Annotated in this window: 22 protein-coding genes; 12 read left to right on the top strand and 10 right to left on the bottom strand. The window is 71.4% G+C overall.

Going from position 1 to position 26,811, the window contains the following annotated elements; genetic code table 11:
* Nucleotides 1-53 precede the first annotated feature (53 nt).
* From ABZV42_RS36970 to mce, 3 genes are all read right to left on the bottom strand, one after another.
* Nucleotides 54-989, bottom strand: coding sequence for a cellulose-binding protein (locus ABZV42_RS36970; RefSeq protein ID WP_355981612.1), 936 nt, complete (start codon nucleotides 987-989; stop codon nucleotides 54-56).
* 182 nt (nucleotides 990-1,171) lie between these two features.
* Nucleotides 1,172-5,020, bottom strand: coding sequence for a polarized growth protein Scy (scy, locus tag ABZV42_RS36965; RefSeq protein WP_356055855.1), 3,849 nt, complete (start codon nucleotides 5,018-5,020; stop codon nucleotides 1,172-1,174).
* A 243-nt stretch (nucleotides 5,021-5,263) separates the two neighbouring features.
* Nucleotides 5,264-5,704 carry a methylmalonyl-CoA epimerase gene (gene mce / locus ABZV42_RS36960; protein WP_355981617.1) on the bottom strand — a complete coding sequence of 147 codons (441 nt, stop codon included), beginning with the start codon at nucleotides 5,702-5,704 and terminating at the stop codon, nucleotides 5,264-5,266.
* A 147-nt stretch (nucleotides 5,705-5,851) separates the two neighbouring features.
* On the opposite strand from mce, the gene ABZV42_RS36955 reads away from it, so the two are divergent.
* From ABZV42_RS36955 to ABZV42_RS36945, 3 genes are all read left to right on the top strand, one after another.
* Nucleotides 5,852-7,054 (top strand): acetyl-CoA C-acetyltransferase, encoded by a 1,203-nt coding sequence (locus ABZV42_RS36955; RefSeq protein ID WP_355981620.1) that lies wholly within the window; start codon nucleotides 5,852-5,854, stop codon nucleotides 7,052-7,054.
* A gap of 40 nt (nucleotides 7,055-7,094) precedes the next feature.
* Nucleotides 7,095-8,051 (top strand): methylmalonyl Co-A mutase-associated GTPase MeaB, encoded by a 957-nt coding sequence (meaB, locus tag ABZV42_RS36950; RefSeq protein WP_355981738.1) that lies wholly within the window; start codon nucleotides 7,095-7,097, stop codon nucleotides 8,049-8,051.
* A gap of 547 nt (nucleotides 8,052-8,598) precedes the next feature.
* Complete coding sequence (locus tag ABZV42_RS36945; protein WP_355981623.1) at nucleotides 8,599-9,876, top strand: MFS transporter; 1,278 nt, start codon at nucleotides 8,599-8,601, stop codon at nucleotides 9,874-9,876.
* 43 nt (nucleotides 9,877-9,919) lie between these two features.
* Here the strand turns inward: ABZV42_RS36945 and ABZV42_RS36940 are convergent, their stop codons facing one another.
* The 4 genes from ABZV42_RS36940 to ABZV42_RS36925 all read right to left on the bottom strand — a co-directional run bounded on the left by ABZV42_RS36940 (nucleotide 9,920) and on the right by ABZV42_RS36925 (nucleotide 12,582).
* Nucleotides 9,920-10,396 carry a MarR family transcriptional regulator gene (locus ABZV42_RS36940; protein ID WP_355981625.1) on the bottom strand — a complete coding sequence of 159 codons (477 nt, stop codon included), beginning with the start codon at nucleotides 10,394-10,396 and terminating at the stop codon, nucleotides 9,920-9,922.
* Nucleotides 10,397-10,500: 104 nt separating this feature from the next.
* Entirely contained in the window at nucleotides 10,501-11,301 is an 801-nt protein-coding gene (locus ABZV42_RS36935; protein ID WP_356055853.1) for an AIM24 family protein, read from the bottom strand.
* A complete protein-coding gene (locus ABZV42_RS36930; protein ID WP_355981741.1) occupies nucleotides 11,298-11,948 on the bottom strand; it encodes an AIM24 family protein in 651 nt (216 codons plus the stop codon). Before ABZV42_RS36930 ends, ABZV42_RS36935 begins: the two co-directional genes overlap by 4 nt.
* Nucleotide 11,949: 1 nt before the next feature.
* On the bottom strand, nucleotides 11,950-12,582 hold the full coding sequence (locus tag ABZV42_RS36925) for an AIM24 family protein (RefSeq protein ID WP_355981744.1): 633 nt from the start codon (nucleotides 12,580-12,582) through the stop codon (nucleotides 11,950-11,952).
* A 212-nt stretch (nucleotides 12,583-12,794) separates the two neighbouring features.
* On the opposite strand from ABZV42_RS36925, the gene ABZV42_RS36920 reads away from it, so the two are divergent.
* The 4 genes from ABZV42_RS36920 (at nucleotide 12,795) to ABZV42_RS36905 (ending at nucleotide 17,496) form a co-directional block, all read left to right on the top strand.
* Entirely contained in the window at nucleotides 12,795-13,139 is a 345-nt protein-coding gene (locus tag ABZV42_RS36920; RefSeq protein WP_355981631.1) for a DUF3817 domain-containing protein, read from the top strand.
* The gene (locus ABZV42_RS36915) at nucleotides 13,136-13,429 is read left to right on the top strand and encodes an MTH1187 family thiamine-binding protein (RefSeq protein WP_356055851.1); all 294 of its coding nucleotides are present in this window, start codon (nucleotides 13,136-13,138) and stop codon (nucleotides 13,427-13,429) included. The genes ABZV42_RS36920 and ABZV42_RS36915 overlap by 4 nt, the downstream gene beginning before the upstream one ends.
* A gap of 308 nt (nucleotides 13,430-13,737) precedes the next feature.
* Nucleotides 13,738-15,516: a cellulose synthase catalytic subunit gene (locus tag ABZV42_RS36910; RefSeq protein ID WP_356055872.1), complete on the top strand. Its 1,779-nt coding sequence runs from the start codon at nucleotides 13,738-13,740 to the stop codon at nucleotides 15,514-15,516.
* A 3-nt stretch (nucleotides 15,517-15,519) separates the two neighbouring features.
* Entirely contained in the window at nucleotides 15,520-17,496 is a 1,977-nt protein-coding gene (locus ABZV42_RS36905) for a kelch motif-containing protein (RefSeq protein WP_356055849.1), read from the top strand.
* A 92-nt stretch (nucleotides 17,497-17,588) separates the two neighbouring features.
* Here the strand turns inward: ABZV42_RS36905 and ABZV42_RS36900 are convergent, their stop codons facing one another.
* Nucleotides 17,589-18,587: a glycoside hydrolase family 6 protein gene (locus ABZV42_RS36900; protein ID WP_356055847.1), complete on the bottom strand. Its 999-nt coding sequence runs from the start codon at nucleotides 18,585-18,587 to the stop codon at nucleotides 17,589-17,591.
* A 131-nt stretch (nucleotides 18,588-18,718) separates the two neighbouring features.
* The gene (locus ABZV42_RS36895; RefSeq protein WP_355981643.1) at nucleotides 18,719-19,702 is read right to left on the bottom strand and encodes a DUF5937 family protein; all 984 of its coding nucleotides are present in this window, start codon (nucleotides 19,700-19,702) and stop codon (nucleotides 18,719-18,721) included.
* Between the two features lie 436 nt (nucleotides 19,703-20,138).
* On the opposite strand from ABZV42_RS36895, the gene ABZV42_RS36890 reads away from it, so the two are divergent.
* From ABZV42_RS36890 to ABZV42_RS36875, 4 genes are all read left to right on the top strand, one after another.
* Nucleotides 20,139-21,353, top strand: a complete 1,215-nt coding sequence (locus ABZV42_RS36890; RefSeq protein WP_356055869.1) for an MFS transporter — start codon at nucleotides 20,139-20,141, stop codon at nucleotides 21,351-21,353.
* Nucleotides 21,354-21,561: 208 nt separating this feature from the next.
* Nucleotides 21,562-22,071: a MarR family transcriptional regulator gene (locus ABZV42_RS36885; RefSeq protein ID WP_355981648.1), complete on the top strand. Its 510-nt coding sequence runs from the start codon at nucleotides 21,562-21,564 to the stop codon at nucleotides 22,069-22,071.
* 107 nt (nucleotides 22,072-22,178) lie between these two features.
* Nucleotides 22,179-22,517, top strand: coding sequence for a DUF3817 domain-containing protein (locus tag ABZV42_RS36880; protein ID WP_355981650.1), 339 nt, complete (start codon nucleotides 22,179-22,181; stop codon nucleotides 22,515-22,517).
* A gap of 74 nt (nucleotides 22,518-22,591) precedes the next feature.
* A complete protein-coding gene (locus ABZV42_RS36875; protein WP_355981652.1) occupies nucleotides 22,592-24,292 on the top strand; it encodes a methylmalonyl-CoA mutase family protein in 1,701 nt (566 codons plus the stop codon).
* A gap of 503 nt (nucleotides 24,293-24,795) precedes the next feature.
* On the opposite strand, the gene ABZV42_RS36870 is transcribed toward ABZV42_RS36875, so the two are convergent.
* Nucleotides 24,796-25,452: a TetR/AcrR family transcriptional regulator gene (locus ABZV42_RS36870; protein ID WP_355981655.1), complete on the bottom strand. Its 657-nt coding sequence runs from the start codon at nucleotides 25,450-25,452 to the stop codon at nucleotides 24,796-24,798.
* Between the two features lie 245 nt (nucleotides 25,453-25,697).
* Between ABZV42_RS36870 and ABZV42_RS36865 the strand changes: the two genes are divergently transcribed.
* Nucleotides 25,698-26,672, top strand: a complete 975-nt coding sequence (locus ABZV42_RS36865) for a tetratricopeptide repeat protein (RefSeq protein ID WP_355981657.1) — start codon at nucleotides 25,698-25,700, stop codon at nucleotides 26,670-26,672.
* Nucleotides 26,673-26,811: the final 139 nt, after the last annotated feature.

Here is a 26,811-nt window from a genome sequence, read left to right as displayed (position 1 = left end):
GCAAGGCCCGCGCCCTCGGCAGAGGGAGCGGGCCCTGGTGTCGTGCTGTGTGACTACCGGGACTGCTGCGCCGGAACCCCACGGGTGATCGGCTCGTCCTCGGCCGGACCGGTGGCGGCGGCCACCGCGGCGCCCGTGAGCGTCGCGAGCATCTCGCGGACGTTCGTGAGCTGCGCGTTGATCGAGTCGCGGCGGTTGGTGAGGGCGGCCAGCTCGCGCTCGGATTCCGAGCGGATGCGGTCGGCCTTGGCGTTGGCGTCGGCCACGATGTCCTCGGCCTGGCGCTGAGCCGTCTCCACCGTCTGACGGGCGCGGCGCTCGGCGTCCGTGCGCAGCTTCTCGGCCTCCAGACGGAGCTGCTCCGCGCGGTGCTCGATCTCCGCGAGGCGCTTCTCGGCCTTGGCCTGCCGCGAGGCGAGGTCGCGCTCGGACTGCTCGCGGCGCTTGGCGAGGTTCGTCTCGAAGTCGGCGGCGGCCTGGGCGGCCTTGGCGCGGGTCTCCTCGAAGAGGGCGTCCGCCTCCTCACGCTTGGACGCGGCGTCCTTCTGCGCGTCGGAGCGGAGCTGGGAGGCGTCGCTCTTGGCCTTCTCGACGATCCGGACGCCCTCGTCCTCCGCCTTGGACTTGCGGTCCGTGGCGAACGATTCGGCGTCGTTGCGCACCTGCTGAGCCGCCGACTCGGCGAGCTCGCGGTGCTGCTCGGACGCGCGACGGGCCTCCTCGCGCAGGTCCTTGGCCTCCTCCTCGGCGAGGCGGAGGATCTTCTCGACGCGTGCGCCAAGACCGGCGTACGACGGCTCTGCGTCGCTCACCTGCGCCTGGGCGTTCTGCGTTTCGAGATGGAGTTCCTCGATGCGCTTTTCGAGGGCGGTGATACGGGCCAGAGCGCTGTCACGGTCGGAGACGAGCTTCGAGATGCGTTCGTCCACCTGAGCGCGGTCGTATCCACGCCGCACAAGCTCGAAGCCGTAGGGGGAAGTGTCGCTCATGGGGTTCCTGTCGAATGAGACCGGTGAGGTGATAGGTGGAATCCTAGGGGGCAATGCGGTGTGTCATCGAGCGGATACGTGTTTGATCTGGAGAATGACACTCCTTTTGGGTGGCCGACTGTGGGAAGGCTTGCCAGAACCTGTGACAAACCCCCCACAAAGCGCGGAACCCGTGATTCCGGCTAGCTCTCCGTAGCCTTGCCGCCCGATCGGGTAGCCCCCGCGGCCGCCCCCGCCTTCACCCCGCCGTCCTTGCCACCCGAAGGCGCCTCGAAAGATTCCAACGCCTCCAGGACATCCTGGACACGGGAGATCTCCGTGTTGATGTCCTCACGCCGGCGGACCAGGACCTCCAGGTCGCGCTTGCCCTCCTCGACGGCGGCCTTCGCCTCCTGGATCGCCTCGGACCTGATCTTCTCCGCCTCGCCGACGAGCGAGGACTTCTTCGTCTCGGCCTCCTTGAGGAGCCCCTCGGCCTTGCGCACGGCGGCGATGCGGACCTTGCTCGCCTCGGAGTTCGCCTCCGCCACCAGGTCCTTGGCCTTCGCCTCGGCCTTGGCGAGCTGGTCCTCGGCCGCCTTGATGAGCGCGTCGCAGCGGTCGCCCGCGTTCTTCATCGTCTCGGACGACTCACGGCGCGCCCGCTCGTGCAGGTCCTCGATCTCGGACGTGACGCGGTCACGCAGCTCCTCGGCCCGCTCCCGGATCGCCGTCGCGTCCCGGCGCGCGCCGACCAGCAGCTCGTCCGCGTCCGTACGGGCCCGCTCCACGCGGGTGTTGCCCTCGACGGTCGCCTCCGAGACGAGCCGCTCGGCCTCGCCCCGCGCCACGCCGACCATCGTGTCGGCCTGCGACTCGGCGTCCGCCGTCGTCTTCTGCGCGCTCTGCTGCGCCTCGGCGAGCAGCTTGTCCGCCTCGGACGCGGTCTCGGTGATGAGCGTGTCGACCTGCTCGGCCGCCTCGGAGCGCTTCTTGTTGGCATCCCGGCGAGCCTCGTCCAGCAGGCGCTCGGCCTCCTCGCGCGCCGCCGTCGTACGCCGCTCGCCCTCCTCAGTGGCCCGCACCTTGAAACGCTCGGCCTCGGTACGGATCCGCTCGGAGTGGTGCTGAGCGGAACCGACCGCGTCGGCGGCCTCGGCGCGCAGCCGCTCCGCGTCACCGGTCGCGTCCGAGATGAGCTTCTCGGCCTTGGCCACGGACTCGGCGCGTACCCGCTCGGCCTCGGCCGCGGTCTCGGTACCGAGCCGTTCGGCCTCCGCCGTCGCCTCGGTGATCAGCGTGTCCACCTGCGTGGCGGCGTCCGAGCGGATCCGGTTCGCGTCCTCCCGGGCGTCCGCGCGGGTGCGCGCGGCGTCCTGGTCGGCGTTCGCGATGGAGTCCGACACCTCGGTGCGCACCCGCTGGGCGTGGTCGGCGGCGTCGGAGCGCAGCCGCTCCGCCTCCGCGATCGCATCGGCGACCGTGCGCTCGGCGAGCGCGCTCGCGGCCTCCGCCGCCTCGTTCGCCTCGCGTCGCAGCCGCGCCGCGTCCTCGGAGGCCCGCTCGCGCTCGGCGTACGCGTCGGCGCGGACCCGGTCCGCCTCCTCCTGCGCCTCGGTCCGCGTACGGTCCGCCACGTGCTCGGCGGCCGAGCGCAGCCCGGTGATCTCCTCCTGCGCCGTCTCGTGCAGCCCCGCGACCGAGTCCCGCACCTGCTGGGCGGTCTGCTCGGCGTTCGTGACCATCTCGGTCGCGCGCCTGTCGGCCTCCTCGACCAGCCGTACGGCCTCGGTCTGGGCCTCCTCGACACGCTTGCGCGCGGACGCGAGGAGCTCCTCGCTCTGCTCGCGGGCCCGCTCGCGCTCCTGGTCGGCCTCCTGGCGCGCCGAACCGAGGGTCTCCTCGGCCTCGCGGCGGCGGCGGGCGGCCTCCTCCTGGGCGGCGGCCAGCGTCTCGGCACTCTCGGCCGCCAGACGCTCGGCCGCGGCCTGCGCCTCGCCGCGCACCCGGTCGGCGCTGTCCTGGGCCTCCGACTTCAGCCGCTCGGCCTCCGTCATGGCCTCCGAACGCAGCCGTACGGCGATGGCCTCGCCCTCGGCGCGGGACGCCGCCGCGTCACCCGCGGCCTCGTCGCGCAACCGGTCGGCCTCCCGCTCGGCCTGCGCCTGGAGCGTACGGATGCGCTCGGCGGACTCCGAACGCAGCCGGTCGATCTCCTCGGCGGCCTCGCGGCGGATCCCCTCGGCCTCCGAGCGCGCGTCCGTCAGCGCCTGCTCGGAGGCGGTCAGCCGCTCCTCGGCCTCCGTGTGAAGCCGGGTCAGTCCCTCGGCGGCCTCGGCCTGACGGGCCTCTATGGCCCGCTCGGTCTCCTCGCGCTGCCGTTCGGCGGCCTGTTCCGCGTCGGCCGCGATCGTCTCGGCCTGCTCGACGGCGTCCGCGCGGTGCTTCTCGGCCTCGGTGCGGGTCCGCTCCAGCGTCTCCTCGGCCTGCCGGCGCAGCGTCGTGGCGCGCTCGATGGCCTCGGCGCGGACCTTCTCGCTGTCCGCCGTGGCGGCCTGGCGCAGCTCGTCCGCGTCCGCCTTCGCCTTGCCGAGCAGTTCCTCGGCCGTCCGCGCGCCTTCCTCGATCTGCTGGACGGCCTCGCGCCTGGCCTCGGCGCGGATGCGCTCGCCCTCGGCGACCGCGTCCGAACGCAGCTGCTCCGCGTCACCGCGCAGCCGGCGAGCCTCCTCCTGGAGCTCGACCGTCTTGGCGCGGTACTCCTTGGTGTCGTCCTTCGCCGTGCCCTTGAGCTGCACGGCGATGTCGTGCGCCTCGGCGCGCAGCCGGTCGGCCTCGGTCTCCGCCTCCGTGCGGATCCGCTCGGCCTCCTCGGAAGCCGCCTTCGTTGTCCGCTTGGCCTCCTCGGACGCCTTGTCGAGCACGTCCTCGGCGGTCCGGGCCGCCTTGGCGAGCTGGGAGGCGGTCTCCTCGGCGGTGAGGCTGCGCGCGCTCTCCTCGGCCTCCGCGACGATCGTCTCGGCCTTGCTGCGGGCGTCCGCGACGATCTGCTCGGCGTCGGACTTGGTGGTCTCGGCCTCCTGGTTGGCCTCGCCGACCAGCCGGGCGACCTGCTCCTTCGCCGTCCGCGTGCGCTGTTCGTTGACGGACTCGGCGCTCGCGATGGTCTTGGCCGCGGCCTCCTTGGCCTCGTTCAGGACCTTGTCCGCCTCGGTCTGCGCCTCGCGCAGTGCCGTCTCGGCGGCGCTCATCCGCTGCTCGGCGGCCCGGCTCAGCTCGGTGGCCTGGCGGCGGGCGTTGTCCGACTCGCTCGCCGTGGAGCTGCGCAGCTGCTCGGCGTGGTCGGTGGCCTCCTGCGCCTGCGTGGAGGCGGCGTTCAGCAGGCGTTCGGAGTCCGTGCGGGCACGGCGCAGCAGCGCCTCGGCCTCCGCTCGGGCGGCCTCGGCGTCGGTGGTGAGCCGCTGACGCGCCTCGGCGGCGACCCGCTCGGCCTCCGTACGGGCCGCGGTGAGCGCCTGCTCGGCCTCGGCACGCGACTCGTCGAGCAGCCGGCGGGCCTGGGACTCGGAGCGGGCGCGCAGCTGCTCCGCCCACGCCACGTTCTCGTTGACGTGCGACTCGACGGTCTGGCGGCGCTCCGCCAGCTCCTGGTCGAGCTGCTGACGCCGGGTGACGGCCTCCTGGTGCAGCTCCGCCTGGAGCCGGGCGGAGTGCTCGGCGTGCTCCTGGAGAAGACGCTGGGTCTGCGCCCGTGCCTGGCTGATCTCGCGCTCGGCGTCGACGCGCAGCTGGTCGGCCTGCATCTGGGCATTACGGAGCAGCTGCTCGGCCTGATAGCCGATGTCGGACCCGTCGTAGGCAGGACGGGTCGCCAGACTGCGGCGCGCCTCGTGCAGCTTGGCGCGCAGCACCTCGACCTGATAGCCGCGGTCCTCGGCGTGCTGGACGGCCTTCTCCCGCTCGGTCTTCAGCCGTTCCATCTCGGCCTCGAACCGAGAGAGGTGGTCGACGTCAGCCGCCGGCTCTCGCTCCTGGCGTTCGTAGCCCCGCACTGCGCGGTCCCATCCGTCCCCTGGTCGCATGTAATTCCGAACGAGCACCGTTCTTCCGCCGAACGGGGCCCCCGGGGAATGGTGTCAGATCAACGGCGGAGCACGGGCTGCTGCCCCGACGCTCGCCCCCCGAAACCTGGACCCCGGCCCTTGGTCCCGCCCACCGGAAGGCGCCAGGACCACGGCCGTCCCCCGCGAAAGGCGACGGCCGAGCCCAACCCTACCGGCCCAGATATACGGAGGTCAGTGCTCAGGTGACTCAACCGCCGCCGAAGTGACCAGTTCTGTCAGTACTCCGTGGCAATCCTTGGGGTGCAGGAACGTGATCCGGGACCCCATGGACCCGATCCGGGGCTGGTCGTAGAGCACGCGGACGCCCTTGTCCCGGATGTCAGCGGCGTCACCGTCGACGTCCGCGGTGCCGAAGGCGATGTGATGCACGCCCTCGCCGTTCTTGGCCAGCCACTTGCCCACGGCGGAGTCCTCGCGGGTGGGTTCCAGGAGCTGGAGGTAGGAGGCGCCGCCGTCGGACGTCTCGTTGATCTTGAGCATGGCCTCCCGGACGCCCTGCTCCTCGTTGATCTCGGAGTGGAAGACTTCGAAGCCGTACGTCGCACGGTAGAACTCGACAGTGGCGTCGAGGTCGAAACAGGCGATCCCGATGTGGTCGATTCGCGTCAGCATGGAGTCAGTGCAGCGCTCCCGGCGTGGTTACGCAACGTGCGCGCGATCACACTGCGGGCCGGATGACGGCTGGCCTACCGCTCAGTACATTCTCAGTAAACCCTCGTTCACTCCTCGGCTGTGCAGCCGGTAAGGGGATCGCACCTCATGTCTGGAACGAACAGCAACACCTCGGTGATCGTCGCGGGCGCCCGTACGCCCATGGGACGGCTGCTGGGCTCGCTGAAGTCCTTCTCCGGGGCCGACCTCGGTGGCTTCGCGATCAAGGCCGCCCTCGACCGCGCGGGCATCGGCGGCGATCAGGTGCAGTACGTGATCATGGGCCAGGTGCTCCAGGCCGGGGCAGGGCAGATCCCGGCGCGCCAGGCCGCCGTCAAGGCGGGCATCCCGATGAGCGTCCCGGCGCTGACCATCAACAAGGTGTGTCTCTCCGGCCTCGACGCCATCGCCCTCGCGGACCAGCTCATCCGCGCCGGCGAGTTCGACATCGTCGTCGCCGGTGGCCAGGAGTCCATGACGAACGCTCCGCACCTGCTCCCGAAGTCCCGTGAGGGCTACAAGTACGGCGCCGTCGAGATGCTCGACGCCATGGCCCACGACGGTCTGACCGACGCCTTCGAGAACATCGCCATGGGCGAGTCGACGGAGAAGCACAACACCCGTCTCGGCATCCAGCGCCCGGCGCAGGACGAGATCGCCGCGCTCTCCCACCAGCGCGCGGCCGCCGCCCAGAAGAACGGCATCTTCGAGGCGGAGATCACACCCGTCGAGATCCCGCAGCGCAAGGGCGAGCCCGTCGTCTTCAGCAAGGACGAGGGCATCCGCGCCGAGACGACCGCCGAGTCGCTCGGCAAGCTGCGCCCCGCCTTCACCAGGGACGGCACCATCACCGCCGGCACCTCCTCCCAGATCTCGGACGGCGCCGCCGCCGTGGTCGTGATGAGCAAGGCCAAGGCGCTGGAGCTGGGCCTGGAGTGGATCGCGGAGATCGGCGCCCACGGCAACGTGGCGGGCCCGGACAACTCGCTCCAGTCGCAGCCCTCGAACGCGATCCTGCACGCCCTGAAGAAGGAGGGCCTGGAGGTCGAGGACCTCGACCTGATCGAGATCAACGAGGCCTTCGCGGCGGTCGCGGTCCAGTCAATGAAGGACCTCGGCGTGTCCACGGAAAAGGTGAACGTCAACGGCGGGGCCATCGCCCTGGGCCACCCGATCGGCATGTCAGGCGCCCGGCTCGTACTGCACCTCGCCCTCGAACTGAAGCGGCGCGGCGGCGGTGTCGGCGCGGCGGCGCTGTGCGGCGGCGGCGGTCAGGGCGACGCTCTGATCGTGCGGGTGGCCAAGGCCTGACCCGCGTTCGTACGACCGACCTCTCGTGAACGGAGCTGTGATGCAGGACGTCTCCTCGCTGGTGACCCAGGCCAGGGAAGGGCGGCCACGGGCGGTGGCCCGGCTGATCTCCCTGGTGGAGGGCGCGGCACCGCAGCTCCGTGAGGTCATGGCCGCGCTGGCCCCCCTGGCCGGCAACGCGTACGTGGTGGGGCTCACCGGCTCGCCCGGCGTCGGCAAGTCGACGTCGACGTCGGCGCTGGTGAGCGCCTACCGGCGGCAGGGCAGGCGGGTCGGTGTCCTGGCCGTCGACCCGTCCTCGCCGTTCTCCGGCGGCGCGCTGCTCGGCGACCGGGTCCGCATGTCCGACCACGCCTCGGACCCGGGCGTCTACATCCGTTCGATGGCGACACGCGGTCACCTGGGCGGACTGGCCTGGTCGGCCCCCCAGGCGATCCGTGTCCTGGACGCGGCGGGCTGCGACGTGATCCTGGTCGAGACGGTGGGCGTCGGCCAGTCGGAGGTGGAGATCGCCTCCCAGGCCGACACCTCCGTCGTCCTCCTCGCCCCCGGCATGGGCGACGGCATCCAGGCGGCCAAGGCGGGAATCCTGGAGATCGGCGACGTGTACGTCGTCAACAAGGCCGACCGTGACGGCGCCGACGCCACCGCCCGCGAGCTCAACCACATGCTCAGCCTCGGGGAGTCCCGCGGCCCGGGAGCCTGGCGCCCGCCGATCGTCAAGACCGTCGCGGCACGCGGCGAGGGTATCGACGAGGTCGTCGAGGCACTGGAGAAGCACCGGGCGTGGATGGAGGAGCACGGCGTACTGGCCGAGCGCCGGCTCGCCCGGGCGTCCCAGGAGGTCGAGACGATCGCCGTCACCGCGCTGCGCCGGCGTATCGGCGACCTCCACGGCGACCGCCGTCTGAGCGCCCTCGCGGAGCGCATCGTCGCGGGCGAACTGGACCCCTACAAGGCCGCGGACTCCCTGATCGAAAGCCTGAAGGAGAACTGACCTCCCCCAACTCGGGCGCCCCCGCACTCCGGGGCCGGCCCGCGCACCCGCCCGGCTCCGGGTGAGCCCCCTGGAGCCGGCCCGCGCGGCTCTGCCCGGGCCCCGCACCTTGAGCAGGGCTGCGCGCCCGCCCGTCTTGGGGCGCCCCCGCACTCCGGGGCCGGCCCGGCGCGATGCCGTGCGGCGCGGCGCGGCCCACTCCGCCCGGGAGCGCATCCCAGACCGGGCGCCCCCTTTCGCGAGCGACGCGGTGTGGGGTGAGCGCCTGCGAGGAAGCGACGGGGGCAGGCTCCGGCGGGTGCTCCTGGGTTCCCGGAGGGCGGCACCGAGCGGCCGGGCGAGGTCGAGGCCGACGGCGAGGGCAGGGGTGCCGTCGAGGCCGGGGAAATGCCTGGCCGACTTGCCGTGGGCGCTGTTACTTTGAGGGTGTGTTCCTCCTCTTGGCATAGGGCCCGCCCAGGCCCGCGACGTGAACGCAGCACCGTGGCTGCGGCGTCGCGGCACTCAGGCGACCCCTGTCCCGCCTCGCTGTTGAGGAACCTCACCCATGTCTGCGTCGTCCCCGCGGCCGTCCTACGCCGCGCTCTTCCGCCTGCCCCACGCCCGCCGCACCTTCCTCGCGGCCATGACCGGCCGTCTCTCGTACGGCGTCGTCTCCCTGGCCATGATGCTCACCACCACCCGCGCCACCGGTTCGTACGCCGTGGCCGGCACGGTCATGGCGCTGTTCGGCGCGATGAGCGTGTTCCTGTCGCCCGCGCGGGCGGCGCTGATCGACCGGCACGGCGCCCGCCGCGCCCTCATCCCCATGGCCTCGCTCTACGCGGGCCTGCTCACGGCCTTCGCGGTCACCGCCTGGCGTCCCGGCGCACCGGTGGCGGCGATCGGCACGCTGGCGGTCGCCGCCGGTGCCTGCACACCGCCGCTCGGTCCCACGATGCGCGCCGTGTGGAGCGAAGTGGCGCAGGACGAAAGGCTGTTGCAGCGCGCCTACAGCCTGGACGGCGTCGTGGAGGAGATCCTCTTCGTCTCCGGGCCACTGCTCGTCGGCGCGGTCGTGCAGACGGCGCCGCCTGCCGCGGCCGTCGTGCTCAGCGCCCTGCTGGTGTGGTCCGGGACCCTGGCCTTCGTCCTGTCCCCGGTCGTGGCGGGCGTCCGTCCGGCCGCGGCGAAAGCCAAGGAGGGAGGGCGTCGGTGGCGGGGCGCCCGGACCCTCGCCCGGCCCGTCGTCGTGGCGGCGGGCGTCGGCCTCTCGCTCGGCGCGGTCGACCTCCTGGTCATGGCGTTCGCCGAGCAGCGCCACCACGGCGCGGGCGCGGTGGCCTGGGTGCTCGCCGCGCTCTCCCTGGGCAGCGCGCTGGGCGGCCTGCTGAACGGCGCGGTCGACTGGCGCACGTCCCCCGGCGCACGGCTGCCGCTGCTGACCGGCGCTCTGGGCCTCACCCTGCTCGGAGCGGGCCTCGCCGAGGGCCTCGGTACCTTGGTCCTGGCCGTCGCCTGCGCGGGTCTCTTCGTCGCCCCGGCCCTGACGACGTCCTATCTGATGGCGGACGCGGCGGCCCCGCCCGGCTTCCGTACCCAGGCCGGCGCCTGGGTCAACACCGCGGTGAACGCCGGGAGTTCCGTGGGCGCAGCCGGTGCGGGCCTGCTGGTGGGCCGGCTGCCGCTGGGCCTGTGCTTCGCGCTCTCGGGCGCGATGGCACTGGCGGCGGCCCTGTTCTGCGTACGGAACGCGCGTACCCCGCGTCCGGATGCGGACGCGGGGTGCGGTGCGGTCGGAGGCGTGCGGTCCGAGGTGACGGACGGCGCGCGACTGCCCGGCTGAGAGCCGCCGCCGGGATCGTGCCCGCGGACGCGGGCCCCCGGTCCTACGGCTTGCCGCGCTGTCCCAGCAGGTGTTCGGCGATCGGGCGCAGCGACTTGTGCAGGTCCTCGAGCGCCTCGGGTGACAGCAGGTCGATGAAGTGCCGCCGCACGGACGACACATGATGCGGGGAGACCTTCTTCATCGTCTCCATGCCGTGCTCGGTGAGGACCGCGTACAGTCCTCGCCGGTCGGATTCGCAGTTCTCCCGGCGTACCAGGTCCGCGTTCTCCATACGCGTGATCTGGTGCGAGAGTCGGCTCTTGGACTGGAGGGTGGCGGACGCCAGGTCGCTCATCCGCATGCGTACGCCCTCCGACTCGGAGAGGTTCACCAGGATCTCGTAGTCGTTCATCGTCAGCCCGAACGGTTGGAGGTCCCTTTCGAGCTGGTACGTCAGCAGCCTGTTGACCTCCAGGTGGGTGCGCCAGGCGCACTGCTCCGCATCGGTCAGCCAGGGCGTGGCCGTCTCGGTCTCCATGAATGAAGTCTACCTAAAATGTTGAAAGGCGAACTAGTGAGGGGTTGTGTGACGGTGCGCACGTGTTCGATGTGCGTTCGATGTCACACTCCGCAGACTACCGCTCACAGCCCGAAGCGACGCTGGAGGTCCCCCAGCTGTCCGGGAAGGCGCGGTGCCCCGGCCTGCTGCCCGTGCTGACCGGGCACCCCTCCCGCGCCGGGCACTCCGGCCTGGTGCGGGACCGCTCCCGTGGCCTGCTCGGCCATCAGGATCTCGGTGGACTGGAGCAGCACCGTGCCCGCCCCCACGAACTCGAACTGATGCTCCTCGCCGGAGGCCCCGCCGAGGCCCGTCATCGCACGTAGACCGCCCATCACACCCGTCATGTACCCATGGTCGTAGTGGTGGCACGGGGAGGGGCAGTCGGCCCATCCGACGAGGGCCTGCGGGTCCACCCGGATCGGGGGTTCCATGAACACCACCGGACCGTTGGACGCGGCCACGAACTTGCCGGTTCCGATCAGTGTCAGAAAGCCCGGCACGATCGACTGCTTGAGTGCGAGACTTGGCTGAAAAGCGAGCAAGTTGCCGGAGCGAATGGTCAGGTTGCCGTCGTCGAGGTCGTACGAATTCACGTCGAAGGCCCGGTCGGCGAGCAGCATCTTGCCCGAGCCCTGTGCCACGACCCAGTCGCTCGCGTGCAGTGGCGAATGGAACGACGTACGGACAAGACGGTCAAGTCGGCCGTGCCCGATGCCGTTGAACTCCATGGATCCGTAGTAGGCGATCATCTTGCCCTTCTGGAGGAACCACTCGCTCCCCTTGAGCTCCACGCAGAAGGTGTACTTGTTGACGTTGTCGTCGACCGGCAGCGACATCGGATCATGGATCACCGGGCCGCCCGGGACTCCGTACCCGCTCACAGCTTCTCCTCCGAGGCCTGGACGTACACCGAACCGCTGCCGCTCAGCTCCAGCTGGAACGCCTCGCCCGAACCGCGCCCCACCATGTCGCGCCAGCCCAGCGCCGTGGACAGCTTGTTGCGTACGTCCCCGTGGTGCGCCACGTACGCCTGCGGGTCGACGTGCACCGTCCGCTGCGGGGTGATCGGGACCTCGAAGACACCGCCGTGCGCCATGACGGCCACGGCCCCGTGGCCCTTGAGCGTGGTCGTGAAGAGCCCCTGGCCCGTCACCTGGCCCCGCACCATGCCCATGACCCCGCCCTGCGAGCCCAGGAACATCGTGCCCTGCTGCAACGTGCCGTCGAAGGCCAGCAGCCGGTCCGCCTCGACGTACAGCGTGTCACCCGTGAGGCTGATCACCTGGACGTGGTGGCCGCCGTGCCCGAAGAGCACCGTGCCGGAACCCTCCACGGTCATGAGGGGGGTGGCCTCGTTGGCCAGGCGGCGGCCGATCATCGACATCACACCGCCCTGCCCGCCCTGGATGTTGGGCGTGAAGGACACCTCGCCCTTGTAGGCGAGCATCGCGCCGCGCTGACTGAACAGCCGCTGCCCGGGAACGACCGTCGCCTCGATCATCTTCGAGTTCACCTCGCGGAACGCCATCTCACACATCTCCCGCGATCGTGTTGCGCTCACTGGGCTGGACGTAGACCAGCCCGTCGCCCTCGAAGCGCATCTGGAACGCCTCGCCCCCGCCCTCGCCGAGGAACGTGCGGAACGTCACACCGGACTGGAGCGACTGCCGCACATCGCCCTGATGCGCGATGTAGGCACCCGGATCGACCGTCAGCGGGTACTGGGCGCTGACCCGCAGCACCACCGCGGGCCCGTCCGACGTGATCGCCGCCTGGCCGTGGCCCTCGACGGTGGTCGTGAACAGTCCGTTGCCCTGCGAGGCGCCGCGCAGCCCCGTGAACGTCGTGCCCGTGCGCAGGCCGGTGTCCGTGGCGAGCAGATTGCTCGACTCCACGTACAGCTTGTCCCCCTGGAGGGACACCAGGTTGATCTCCGAGGCCCGGTCCGCGAACCAGCAGGTGCCGTGCCCCTTCACCTCCATCACCGTCATCTGCTCGCCGGTGAGGCGCCGGGTCACCATCCCCCGTAGCCCCTCACCGCCCCCGCTCAGCTTCTTGAAGGCCATCTGACCGTCGTACGCGACCATGGAGCCGTTCTTCGCCTTCACAGCGTCCCCGGTCATGTCGACGGCCAGCACCTTGCTGCCCTGAAGTCGAAACATCGCCACGCAGTGAAGGTAACCGCACCGCCGGACGGCCGACAGAGCCCGCGGGTGGATCCCACCCCTGATCCGCCCCCCAGGGCCTGTCGGGTGGTGTCGCCCGCCCCCGGGCCCGGGATCACGTCCGCCGGATGCCACAATGGCCGGGACGCTTGTGCGTGCGTTCACAAGGAAGCGTTCCCCCGACTAGCGAATCCCACCGAAGGTGACCCGTGGACATAAAGACCGCCACCGCACTCCGCCGGCTCCGCCTGGTCTCGGCCCCCGAGGCCGTTTCCTTCCTGCTGCTGCTCGTCTGCTCGGTGCTGAAGCGGACCACGGACTTCAACGCCGTGCCCGTGATGGGCGCGGTCCACGGCGTCCTCTTCGTCCTGTACGTGATCTTCTGGCTGGACGCCTGGAACCGGGCCCGCTGGAGCGCCGGCACCGGCGTCCTCTACTTCGTCCTCTCCGTCCTGCCCACCGGCGGCTTCTTCGCCGAGCGCAAGCTCAAGCGCGAGTCCGAGAATGCGGTCATCGCCTCCCGCACCCCTGAGGAAGGGGTCGTGAACGCATGATCGTCGCCTTCTCCGTGACGCCGCTCGGTGTCGGCGAGGAAGTGGGGGAGTACATCGCCGACGCCGTCCGCGTGGTCCGTGAATCGGGCCTGCCCAACCGTACCGACGCGATGTTCACCTCGATCGAGGGCGACTGGGACGAAGTGATGGCCGTCGTCAAGCGTGCCGTCGCCGCCGTCGAGGAGCGCGCGCCCCGGGTCTCCGTCGTCCTCAAGGCGGACATCAGGCCCGGCGTGACGGACGGCCTCACCTCCAAGGTGGAGACGGTGGAGCGGCACCTGTCGCCATGACGTCATGACCGCATGACCGCATGACGGTATGTCGGCATATCGGCACAGCCGCGGGCGCGGGCCCCGCTACGTGAACCCCGGTCCCCAGGGCCGGGGTTCACGCATGTCCGGCCGGCGCCCGCCTCGGCCTGCCCGCGCGCCCAGTTCCACGCCCGGCGCCCGACGGCCGTCCCGGGGACGAAAGACAACCCGCCCGCCCGGCACCGCACCCCATCGGACGCGCCCCGGTCGACACGTCGTCAAAACTCCACTTATGTATGGGTACCAGCCGTAACGATCACCGGCTCGTTCAACCACGGGAGGGCGATGTGCGGCCCGCGGGCTACGACTACGACACCTACGGCCGACTCGCCGGACCCCTGACCCAGCCGTCCGGCACCGGCTACCGGGTGCAGTACACCAAGCTCCTGTCGCGAGAGCCGCACCGAACAAGCGCCGTCCTGCTGATGACCCTCGCCCCGGTCCTCACCGGCGCGCTCCTCGTCTATCTCGTGTGGCCCACCCACTGGGTGGAACGCGAAGGCGGCGAGCCGTGGCGGATCGCCCTCGACACCACGATGCTCGTCGCCATCGGCCTGATCGAACTCTTCATGGTCGTCAACGTCCTGAGCATCGCCCACGCGACGATGGTCGCGCGCGACCCCGTTCCCGTCCCGCCCTCGCACGGAACCCGGGTCGCCTTCCTCACCACCTACGTCCCGGGAAAGGAACCCCTCGCCACGGTCCGCGCCACCCTCGAGGGCGCGGTCGCCCTCACCCACACCGGCCCCCTCGACGTCTGGCTCCTCGACGAGGGCGACGACGACCAGGCCAGAGCCCTCTGCGCCGAGCTCGGCGTCAGGCACTTCACCCGGTTCGGGGTGCCCGAGTGGAACCGCCCCGAGGGAAGCCACAGGGCCCGCACCAAGCACGGCAACTACAACGCCTGGCTCGCCCTCCACGGGCGCGCGTACGACTTCTTCGCCTCCGTCGACACCGACCATGTCCCGCTGCCCGGCTTCCTCGAGCGCATGATGGGCTACTTCCGGGACCCCGACGTCGCGTTCGTCGTCGGCCCCCAGGTGTACGGGAACTACGAGAACCCCGTCACCAAGGCCGCCGAGTCCCAGCAGTTCCTCTTCCACGCCCTGATCCAGCGCGCCGGCAACCGCTACGGCTCGCCCATGTTCGTCGGCACCAACAACGTCGTCCGGATCGCCGCACTCAGGCAGATCGGCGGGCTGTACGACTCCATCACCGAGGACATGGCCACCGGGTTCGAACTGCACCGGCACCGCAACCCCCGGACGGGCCGGCACTGGCGCTCCGTCTACACGCCCGACGTGCTCGCCGTCGGCGAGGGGCCCTCCTCCTGGACCGACTTCTTCACCCAGCAGCTGCGCTGGTCGCGCGGTACCTACGAGACCCTGCTCAAGCAGTACGGGAAGGCGCTGTTCACCATGCCGCCCGGCCGGCTCCTCTCGTACACGCTGATGCTTCTCTACTACCCGATGACGGCCGTCAACTGGCTTCTGGGCATCCTCAGCTGCTTCCTGTTCCTGTGGTTCGGGGCATCGGGCACCCAGGTCACCGCGTCCGTGTGGATGATGCTCTACAGCGACGCCGCCGCCCTTCAGATCTGTCTGTACCTGTGGAACCGGCGGCACAACGTCTCACCGCACGAACCCGAGGGATCGGGCGGTCTGGCCGGCATGGCGATGTCGGCCCTGTCGGCGCCCATCTATCTGAAGGCGCTGTGCGAGGCGGTCCTCCGGCGCCCCAGCCGCTTCGTCGTCACCCCGAAGGGCCACGACGCGAGCCCCGACCGGCTGGGGACGTTCCGGGTCCACCTCGGCTGGGCCGCGCTGCTCGCCGTCTCGCTCGGCGCCTCGGCCGTCCTCGGCCACACCCACGCGGCCATGCGGACCTGGGCGCTGCTGGCCATGGGTATCTCCCTCGCCCCGGTCGCGGTCTGGCTCCGCACCCGCGCCGGGGAGCGCCGCGCCCGCGGGCCCGCGGCGCCCGGGCGTGTCCGGCTTCCCGACAGCCGGGAGTCGGTGGCCGCCGCGCCCGTCCCGGTCACCGGCTCCACGACAGGAGGCACCTAGGCCATGGCGTACCGGCCCCCGAAGAAGGCGTACCGGCTCTCGAAGAAGACGAAGAAGAGGCTGCTCGGCATCGCGGGCATCGCCGTCCTCGCGGGACTCAACGCCCCGGCCGCGCTCGGCCTCGCCGGTGAGACCTACCACGAGTACGAGATCTCCCGGCCCGCCTACCAGGCGCAGTACGGCTCCTGGAGCGGGGTCGACATCCCCGAGAAGTACCGCACCAACGCGATCCACGCGGCGCTGCTGCACACCGGGAAGGTGCTCATCGTCGCCGGGTCGGGCAACGAGCAGAAGAAGTTCGACATGGGGTCCTTCGACACGATCCTGTGGGATCCGCGGACGGACACCTTCAAGAAGATCCCCACACCGGACGACTTCTTTTGCTCCGGGCACGCCCAGCTCCCCGACGGCAGGATGCTCGTGGCCGGCGGCACCGCCCGCTACGAGAAGCTGGACGGCGAGGTCGTACGGGCCGGCGGCGGCATGCGGGTGAAGAACGAGAACCCCGACAGGGCCATCGTCCTGAAGAAGGGCACCGTCTTCCGCTCGCCCGCCGGCGTCGACTACGTCACCAGGGTCGACGTGACGGTCCCCAGGGCCAGACGGAACCAGGTCATCACCTACGACCGCAGCGGTGCCATGCGGCCCTGGAGGACCGAGGTCACCGCCGGAGAGGCCCGGGTCTTCGTGGAGGCCGAGGAGAAGGGACCACGGGCGGTCACCGGCCGGCAGGCCCAGTACGAGATCGTTGGCCTGCGCGGCGAGGACGCCCGGAACACGTACGGCCTCTCGGAGAAGATCACCCTGGAGAAGCAGGACTTCCAGGGCATCAGGGCCGCGTACGAGTTCGACCCGTCGGCCGAGCGGTACATCCCCGTCGACCCGATGGACAAGGCCCGCTGGTACCCGACCCTGGTGGGACTGGACGACGGACGGGTCCTCGCGGTCTCCGGACTCGACGACGTCGGGGTCATCGACCCCGGCGACACCGAGATCTACGACCCGGTGACCAAGAAGTGGAGCCCCGGGCCCCACCGCTACTTCCCCACCTACCCGGCCCTCTTCCTCACCAAGGGCGGCAAGCTCTTCTACCCGGCCTCCAACGCCGGATACGGACCCGCCGACCAGGGCCGCGAGCCGGGCCTGTGGGACCCGCGGACCAACACGTTCCAGAAGGTGCCCGGCCTGCGGGACGCCGACCGGACGGAGACCTCCGCCTCGGTCCTGCTGCCTCCCGCACAGGACCAGAAGGTGATGATCCTCGGCGGCGGAGGCGTCGGCGAGTCGAGGAAGTCCACCGCCCGGACCGCCGTCGTCGACCTCAAGAAGGGCAGCCCGGCCTTCGAGGACGGCCCGGACCTGCCCGAGGGCACCCGCTATCTGAACAGCGTGATCATGCCGGACGACACCGTCTTCACCACCAACGGCTCCCGCGACTACCGCGGCCGCGGCGCCAGCAACATCCTCGGGGCGCAGTTCTACGATCCCCGGACCAACACCTTCCACGAGGCCGCCTCCCCCCGCGTGGGCCGCAACTACCACTCGGAGGCGCTGCTCCTGCCCGACGGCCGCGTCGCCACCTTCGGCTCCGACCCGCTCTTCGACGATCGGCGGAACACCAGACTGGGCCACTTCGAACAGCGCATGGAGGTGTTCACTCCGCCCGCCCTGCACCGCGACGGGGCGAACCGTCCGGTGCTGGGCGCGGGCCCCGAGGAACTCGACGTGAACCACCGGGCGACGTTCGCCACCGCCCGTCCGGATCGGGTGGCCAAGGCCCGGCTGATGCGGCCCAGCGCCGTCACCCACACCACGGACGTCGAGCAGCGGTCGATCGCGCTGGGGCTGACGAAGACGGCGGACTCGGTCACCGTCGACGTACCGCGGGACCCGTCACTGGTGCCGCCCGGCTGGTACATGCTCTTCGTGACGGACGCCCAGGGAACGCCGTCCGAGGCGAAGTGGATCCACGTCAGGTAACGCTGGAGAGCGGAGAGTGGAGAGCGGAGAGCGGGGAGCGGGGAGCGGAGAACCGGGGAACCGGGGAACCGGGGAACGGAGGCCGGTGGCCGTCAGCCGGTGGTGCCGCGCGTCAGCCCCAGGGCGTAGTCGGGCCACCAACGGCCGGCCGCCGGACCGCCCCCGCATTCCCCGTCCGACTCGCCGGGCCGCTTGATCCACAGGTACGCGTCGAGCGCGGGTTCACCGGTGGCCGTGGTCGGCGGGGTGCCGAGCGCCCGGCCCGGCGGGTTGCACCAGACCCCCTCCAGCGGGCCGTTGCCGTTGCGGCTCGTGTCGACGACGAAGTGCTTGCCGCCGAGCCTGCCGGAGAGGCGGACGCCGTACTCCTTGCTGACCGTGTCCGTCTGGAAGTTGGAGACGTTGAGCGAGAAGCCGTCGGCGTTCGCGATGCCCGCCCGCTCCAGCGGCTCGACCAGCTTCCCGGAGTCGGGGATCCAGGCGGGGTTCCCGGCGTCCAGGTACACCCTGGTGCGCGGCTGGCGCTTCAGCCGGACGACCGCCTCGCTCAGCAGCAGCTCGCGCTCGTCGTGGTAGTCGCCGGGCGTACAGCCGTCCACGATGTGGGCGACGGCGTCCGGTTCCAGGACCACCACGGCCCGGCCGTCACCGAGGGCGTCGGCGAACCGGCCGATCCACCGCCGGTAGGCGTCCGCGTCCACCGCCCCGCCCGCCGAGTGCTGGCCGCAGTCCCGGTGCGGGATGTCGTACGCCACGAAGAGCGCCGTCCGCCCTTCCCGGGTCGCGGAGGCGATCGCCGACCGGACCGCCGGGCCCGGGTCGACCTCGCCGGCCGGCCACAGGGCGAGGGGCTCCTCCGCGATCCGCCCCAGCGACGCGGCGTCCGCGGTACGGCCCTGCCGGCGCCACAGCTCGATCTGCCGGGCGGCCGGGCCCTGGGGGTCGACCCAGAAGGGTGAGCGGGCGACGGCGCCCGCCTGCTTCGAGGCGCCACCGGCGACCGCGGACCGGCCGGCCTCGGGCGCGGACGCGCAGCCCGCCGTGAGCCCGAGCGCCGCGAGTGCCGCGAGGGCGTGGATCAGCCGGGGCATGCTGCTCCCTTGCGTGAAGGTGACGACCGGTCACCAATCGTGGCACAAGCGGACATTACGGTGGGGAGGCGGCGTGGCGCGACGGGCGTTTCCCGGGGACTCCGATGCCCTGGTTTCCCCGCGGTCCCCGGTCAGGTGCCGCCCGAGGCCAGCGCGATTCCGAGCGGCGTCCGTTCGTACAGCACCTGGTGCCCGTAGCGGCGCGAGACGAGCAGGCCCGCGTCGCGCAACGCGGTGAGATGCGCGGAGACCGACGACGGGGCGAGGCCCAGCCGGTGCGCGAGCGAGGTCGTGCCGGCCGGTTCGCCGAGGGCGGTGAGCACGGCGGCCCGGCCGCGCCCGAGGAGCCGTACGAGCGCGTCGGGGGTATGGTCGGCCGGCTCGGTCCACAGGCCGCCGATGCCGCGCGCGGGGTAGACGAGGGTCGCCTGCCAGGGAGGCTCGAAACCGCTGATCACGTCCGGCCAGGAGAACACGCTCGGCATGAGGACCAGGCCCTGGCCGGCCAGGTGCCGTTCGTGCCGGCCCCCGACCTCGACGGTCAGGGTGTGGGAGCGCCAGCCGAAACGCCGGTCGATCTCGGGGAGGAGTCCGCCGAGGCCGACCTCGGCGAGCCGCCGGGAGTGGAAGGCGATGTCGGCGTCCAGCAGGGCGCGCAGCCGTGGCCAGTCCGGTTCGACGAGGCTGTGCCAGGCCTGTTCCAGCAGGTCCGTCAGTTCCCGCACCATGCGGGCCGGGTCGGCCAGCAGGGCCCGGCCGCGCGGCGACGCCAGGGCGCCGGGGGTGTCGGCGAGCGAACGCGCGCTCTCCTCGCGGGCCACGCCGGGGTCGGCCGAGCGGATGGCGGCGATCTCCTCCTCGAAGCTCGCCGCCGGGCCCAGCGGGGGCGGTCCGAGCCAGTCGGGGGAGTAGCCGCGCTGCGGCATCAGGAGCCACAGCGGGGAGAGGTCGAGTCCGGCGGACGCGGCGCGCATGCGGCGCAGCCAGGGTGCGTGATAGCCGTGCCGGGCGGGCCGGTCGAGTGTGCGGACCGCCTCCTGCGTCTCCCACAGCGGCGACACCGCGAACCGGCAGTTGAGGAGGTCGTCCTCCCCGAAGTGCAGCAGTGACGGCATGAAGTGACCCCAGAAGATTCGGCTGAAGCCGAAACTCTACGGCTCCGGGGCGGATCCGGGCACGCTGTCGCCCATGCCGGAAGCAGAGACGAAGGGCACAACGACGGTGCCCGCACAGACGCCCACCACAGACAACACGCTCACACCCGCCACGGGGAGCATCGCGGCGCCCGCCACGGGGGACGCCGCCGCGTCCGCCGGGGGGAGCGCCGTAGCGCCCGCGACGGGGAGCGCCGCAGCGTCCGCCACGGGGGAAGCCGCCGTGCCCGCCGTCGAGGGCCGCGCGACGCCCGCGGCGGACATCGCCGGTACACCGATCACGGAGAAGGCGGCGACGACTGCTGCGGAGAGCCCCACAGGCGTGGAGGCGTCTGGCACCGCGGGGGCTGCGGAAGGTGCCACGGAGGCCGTTCCCGCGCGGACCGGCTACGGGCCCGTGTTCGCGGTGCCCGAGTTCCGTGCCGTGTTCGTGGCACACGCGTTCTCGCTGCTCGGCCTCGTCGTCAGCGAGATCGCGCTCTCCGTCCTCGTCTACGGGCTGACGGGCTCCCCGCTGCTGAGCGCCCTGACGTTCGCGCTCGGCTTCCTGCCCTACTTGATCGGCGGGACCCTGCTCGCGGGCGTCGCGGACCGCTTCCCGGCCCGCCGGGTGCTGGTGGTGTGCGACCTGGTGTGCGCGGGCTGCGTGGCCGTGATGGTGCTGCCGGGCGCGCCCGTCGCCGTGCTGCTCACGATGCGGGTCGCGCTCGCCCTGGTCGCCCCGGTCTTCCAGGGCACCCGGACGGCGACCCTCGCGGACGTCCTCGGCGACGGCGAACTGTTCGTGCTCGGCCGCTCCCTGCTGCGGATCCTGTCGCAGAGCGCGCTGCTCGCCGGGTTCGGGGCCGGCGGCCTGCTCCTCACCGTCGTCTCCCCGCGCCACGCGCTCCTCGTCACGGTCTGCACCTTCCTGCTCTCCGCCGCGTTCCTGCGCTTCGGCACCCGGCGACGGCCCGCGCGGGCGAACGAGGGGCAGGCGCTCGTGCGCGACTCCCTGCGCGGTGCCCGTCACCTGCTGGCCGACCGGCGGATCCTCGTGCTGCTCCTGCTGTTCTGGGTGCCGCCGATGTTCGTCGTCGCGCCGGAGGCGCTGGCGGCGCCGTACGCCGAGGGGCTCGGGGCCGGTACGGCCGGGCTCGGCCTGCTGATGTGCGCGCTGCCCGTCGGCACGATCGCGGGGGAACTGTTCGCGGGTTCGCGGCTGCGGCCGGCGACCCGCAGCCGGCTCGCACTTCCGCTGGTCTGTGTCACGGTGCTGCCCTACGCGGCGTACGCGCTGCGGCCCGGTCTCGGCTGGTCGCTGGCCCTGCTGGTGCTCGCGGGCGCCGGATCGGCGTACACCCTCGGCCTGGACCAGTGGTTCGTGCGGGCGGTGCCGGACGAACTGCTGGGGCGGGCCATGACGCTGAACTCGGCCGGGCTGATGACCGTCCAGGGCGTGGGCATGGCCTTGTCGGGCGTGGTGGCGGAGTTCGCCGGGGTGAGGGCGACGGTGGTGAGTGCGGGTGTCCTCGGGACCGTGGTCTGTGCCGCCCTGGCGGTGGCGGCCCGCCGCACCGAACACACGGCGGCGCGGAGCCAGGAGGGCGGCCGGGGGAACGGGGACGGGTGAGGTCCCGGACCCGCGCCCCGATCCGTGGTCCCGAAGCCGCCCCGGGCCGTGGTCCCGAAGCCGCCCCGATGCGTGCTCACGGATCCGCTCCCGATCAGTGGTCCCGGACCCGCTCCCGAACCGCCCCGGACCCGGCCCTCCCAGGGGTCCGATACCGAAAAGCGAGACGGGGCTGACCACGATGTGACCGGCCGGTATGGTCGTCGGCGTGCCGAAGCCGCTCAGTCTTGCCTTCGATCCCATCGCCCGCGCCGACGAACACTGGCAGCAGCGCTGGGGTTCCGTGCCGTCCATGTCCGCCATCACCTCGATCATGCGCGCGCACCAGATCCTGCTCGCCGAGGTGGACGCGGTCGTCAAGCCGTACGGACTGACCTTCGCGCGCTACGAGGCACTGGTGCTGCTCACCTTCTCCAAGGCGGGCGAGCTGCCGATGTCCAAGATCGGCGAGCGGCTCATGGTGCACCCGACGTCCGTCACGAACACGGTGGACCGGCTGGTGCGGTCCGGGCTCGTCGACAAGCGGCCCAACCCGAACGACGGCCGGGGCACCCTGGCCTCCATCACGGACAAGGGCCGTGAGGTCTGCGACGCGGCCACCCGCGATCTGATGGCGATGGACTTCGGGCTCGGCGTCTACGACTCCGAGGAGTGCGCGGAGATCTTCGCGATGCTGCGGCCGCTGCGGGTCGCCGCGCGCGACTTCGACGACCAGTAGCCGGCCGACGGGCGGGGCACCGGGCCGGGGCGGGGCGTCGTAGGCCTGGAGAGGCGAGGCGTGGGGGCGCGTGAAGATCGCGCGAAAACGGTGGTTACCCTCGTGCCATGAAGAAGAGCGTGTTGACCCGCTACCGCGTCATGGCCTACGTCACCGGTGTGCTGCTGGTCCTGTTGTGCCTCAGCATGATCGCCAAGTACGGCATGGGCGTCGACGGAGCCGCGGACTTCACCCGTGTCGTCGCGATCGCGCACGGCTGGCTGTACGTCGTCTACCTGATCTTCGCCTTCGACCTGGGCTCCAAGGCGAAGTGGCCGGTCGGCAAGCAGCTCTGGGTGCTGCTGGCGGGCACGATTCCCACGGCCGCCTTCTTCGTGGAGCGCCGTATCAGCCACGAGCTGGAGTCCAAGATCGCGGAGGCTTCCCCCGCGGCCGTCGGAGCCTGATCCACACCGCCGTACGAGACCGTACGGCGGTTTGCCATCGACATTTACTAGGACGTCCTAGTAAATTCGAGGGTATGGACGCTCACGCCATCGAGGAAGGCCGCCGACGCTGGCAGGCCCGTTACGACGCTTCGCGCAAGCGCGAGGCCGACTTCACCACGCTCTCCGGTGATTCCGTGGAGCCGGTGTACGGTCCCCGGCCCGGGGACAACTACGAGGGCTTCGAGCAGATCGGCTGGCCCGGCGAGTACCCCTTCACCCGCGGTCTGTACGCGACCGGCTACCGGGGGCGTACGTGGACCATCCGGCAGTTCGCCGGGTTCGGCAACGCCGAGCAGACGAACGAGCGCTACAAGAAGATCCTCGCCAACGGCGGCGGGGGCCTCTCCGTGGCCTTCGACATGCCCACCCTGATGGGCCGCGACTCGGACGACCCCCGTGCGCTCGGCGAGGTCGGGCACTGCGGTGTCGCGATCGACTCCGCCGCCGACATGGAGGTCCTCTTCCAGGACATCCCGCTCGGTGACGTCACCACGTCGATGACGATCAGCGGTCCCGCCGTGCCGGTCTTCTGCATGTACCTGGTCGCCGCCGAGCGCCAGGGCATCGACCCCGCCGTGCTGAACGGCACCCTCCAGACCGACATCTTCAAGGAGTACATCGCGCAGAAGGAGTGGCTCTTCCAGCCCGAGCCGCATCTGCGCCTCATCGGCGACCTGATGGAGCACTGCGCCGAGAAGATCCCCGCGTACAAGCCGCTGTCCGTCTCCGGATACCACATCCGCGAGGCCGGCTCCACGGCCGCGCAGGAGCTCGCCTACACGCTGGCCGACGGCTTCGGCTACGTGGAGCTGGGTCTCTCCCGCGGGCTCGACGTGAACGTCTTCGCCCCCGGCCTCTCCTTCTTCTTCGACGCGCACGTCGACTTCTTCGAGGAGATCGCCAAGTTCCGCGCGGCCCGCCGGATCTGGGCCCGCTGGATGCGGGACGTGTACGGCGCCACCTCCGAGAAGGCGCAGTGGCTGCGCTTCCACACGCAGACCGCCGGTGTCTCGCTGACCGCCCAGCAGCCGTACAACAACGTCGTACGGACCGCCGTGGAGGCGCTCGCGGCCGTTCTCGGCGGCACGAACTCGCTGCACACCAACGCGCTGGACGAGACGCTCGCCCTGCCCTCCGAGCAGGCCGCGGAGATCGCCCTGCGGACCCAGCAGGTGCTCATGGAGGAGACCGGCGTCGCCAACGTCGCCGACCCGCTGGGCGGTTCCTGGTACGTCGAGCAGCTCACGGACCGGATCGAGGCCGACGCGGAGAAGATCTTCGAGCAGATCAAGGAGCGGGGGCTGCGGGCGCACCCGGACGGGCGGCACCCCATCGGTCCCATCACCTCCGGCATCCTGCGCGGGATCGAGGACGGCTGGTTCACCGGGGAGATCGCCGAGTCGGCGTTCCAGTACCAGCGGTCGGTCGAGAAGGGCGACAAGCGGGTCGTCGGCGTCAACGTCCACCACGGGTCCGTGACCGGCGACCTGGAGATCCTCCGGGTCAGCCACGAGGTGGAGCGCGAGCAGGTGCGGGTGCTGGCCTCACGCAAGTCGGACCGCGACGAGGCCGCGGTGCGTGGAGCGCTCGACGCCATGCTCGCCGCCGCGCGCGACGGCTCGAACATGATCGCCCCCATGCTGGAGGCGGTGCGCGCCGAGGCGACGCTGGGTGAGGTCTGTGGAGTCCTGCGCGACGAGTGGGGCATCTACGTGGAGCCGGCAGGTTTCTGACCCCGGGCGGCCCGGCTGGCCGGTGTTCCGGCGCCCCTGTGCTGCCTGGCTCCCCGGCGGTCCGGGCACCCGGCGGTCCAGCGACCACCGGGCACCCGGCGGTCCAGGCACCCGGCTGGTCCGGGCCGAGCCCGGAGCCCGAGGCTGCGGTGGGGCCGGACAGGCCCTTTCTCGCCCCCTCCGCCCCTACCCTTCCCACCCCTGGGGCTCCGCCCCGGACCCTGCTCCTCAAACGCCGGAGGGGCTGGAACTACCGCTCCGGAGGCACTGGAACTTGCCCCGGCCGGGGTTGAAATGGTCGGGTGCCACGACGCACCCGCAGTCGGCCGTGCGCGGAAGGGGCCGTGCCGGTACATCGGATGCCCGTCGCTTACGCCCGGATCGAGCAGCGGCTCCCTCGTCGACTGACGTCTGATCCAACGGCGACGGGCGGATGTACCGGCACGGCCCCGACCCACGGACCACCCGCGACCCGCGCCGGACCACCCAACGCGTCGCCCCTGTCAGGGGGCTGAGGGCGTCTCCGGGGTTACCGGGCCGGAGGCCGTGGCGCCGGTCAGGCCGAGGAGCAGGATGCGGGTGAACGAACGTACCCATTCCTCGTCCGCGGGCTCCGCGCTGACCAGGGTGCGGTGGACGACCGCCCCGGCGACCACGTCGAAGATCAGGGCGGCCGTGCGGTCGGCGGCGGCCGGGTCCGACTCCGGGGGGAGTTCGCCGCGTGCCTGGGCACGGGCGCGGCCCTCCATGACCAGGCGCTTCTGCCGGTCGACGATGGACGTGCGGATGCGCTCCCGCAGCGGTTCGTCACGGGTGGACTCCGCGACCACGGCCATCAGCGCCGTCTTCGCCTCGGGGCGGTCCAGGATCGCCGCGAACTGGAGCACCACGCCCTCGATGTCGGCGGCGAGACTGCCCCGGTCGGGAAGCTCCAGCTCGTCGAAGAGCTCGGCCACCGCGTCGACGACGAGTTCGTTCTTGCCCGCCCAGCGACGGTAGAGGGTCGTTTTCGCGACCCCCGCGAGCGTCGCCACGTACCCCAACGTCAGTTTGGACCAGCCCAGTTCGACCAGGGCCGTGCGCGTCGCCTCCAGGATCGCGGCGTCCGCGGCGGCGCTGCGGGGGCGGCCCGTGCGGGCGGCCTGGGAGCGACATTGCATACCAGTGACCATATCCGGCCGCTTCGGCGGCGATATCCGGCGGTTCTGTGAAGCCGTGAGGGAGATCACCGGGAGACGGCACATGGGCGTGCCCCCATGCAGTTACGCTACGACTCGTAGCGAAAGCTCGACCGCGGCGACAACCGCACGGGCGCCGGGTGGGGACCCGGCGCCGAACAGGCCTGACACAGCCTGGCTTTCACGACGCTTTTCACACGTGCGCGAGGAAGGGGGAGGATGTACTCATGCAGCCACGGAACATGTCCATGAGCGGAGTCGTCGACCTCGCCGCGGTGAAGGCGGCCCAGGAGGCCAAGTCGAAGGCGGAGCTGGCGCGCGCCGACGCGGCCAGGCAGGGCGGAGGCGGGGCCGTGACTCCCGCGAGCCTCGTCATCGACGTCGACGAGGCAGGATTCGAGCAGGATGTCCTGCAGCGCTCCACCGAAGTGCCCGTAGTCATCGACTTCTGGGCCGAATGGTGCGAGCCCTGCAAGCAGCTGAGCCCGCTCCTGGAGCGGCTGGCGGTCGAGTACGACGGGCGCTTCGTGCTCGCCAAGATCGACGTCGACGCCAACCAGATGCTGATGCAGCAGTTCGGGGTCCAGGGGATTCCGGCCGTTTTCGCGGTGGTGGCCGGACAGGCCCTGCCGCTCTTCCAGGGAGCCGCCGCCGAGGCGCAGATCCGCGGGACCCTGGACCAGCTCGTCCAGGTGGCCGAGCAGCGCTTCGGCCTGACCGGCCTGACGGTCGACGCGGACGGCGGGCCGAACGGGTCCCCCGTGGCGCAGGAGGTGCCGGCCGGACCGTACGACGCGCTTCTGGAGGCCGCCGTACAGGCGCTGGACGCGGGTGACTTCGGCGGTGCCGTCCAGGCGTACAAGAACGTGCTGGGCGACGACCCGGGCAACATGGAGGCCAAACTGGGCCTGGCTCAGGCCGAGTTGCTCCAGCGCGTGCAGGGTCTCGACCCGCAGCGGGTGCGCAGCGACGCCGCGGACAATCCCGGTGACGTGGTCGCGCAGATCGCGGGTGCCGACCTGGATCTCGTCGGCGGCCATGTGGAGGACGCCTTCGGGCGGCTCATCGACACGGTGCGGCGCACGGCGGGCGACGACCGGGACGCCGTACGGGTGCGGCTGCTGGAGCTCTTCGAGGTGGTGGGTGCGGACGACCCGCGGGTGATCGCGGCGCGCCGGGCCCTCGCCAGGGCGCTGTTCTGACCAGTCGGTAAACGCCAGGGCTTGTGATGCCCGGGTGAAAGATTGGCCGACAGGGACGCATGTGGCCGCGCTTTACCAAAACTTGGTAAACGCGGCCGCTGTTACTCGTAGTAAGTCGAGAGCGTTGAACTGTCTGTTT

Origin of the sequence: Streptomyces sp. NPDC005281 (genome assembly GCF_040607495.1) — a bacterium.
Taxonomy (GTDB): Bacteria; Actinomycetota; Actinomycetes; order Streptomycetales; family Streptomycetaceae; genus Streptomyces.
The sequence above is the reverse complement of the archived record's forward strand: the minus strand, read 5'-3'. Positions and strand labels throughout refer to the sequence as shown.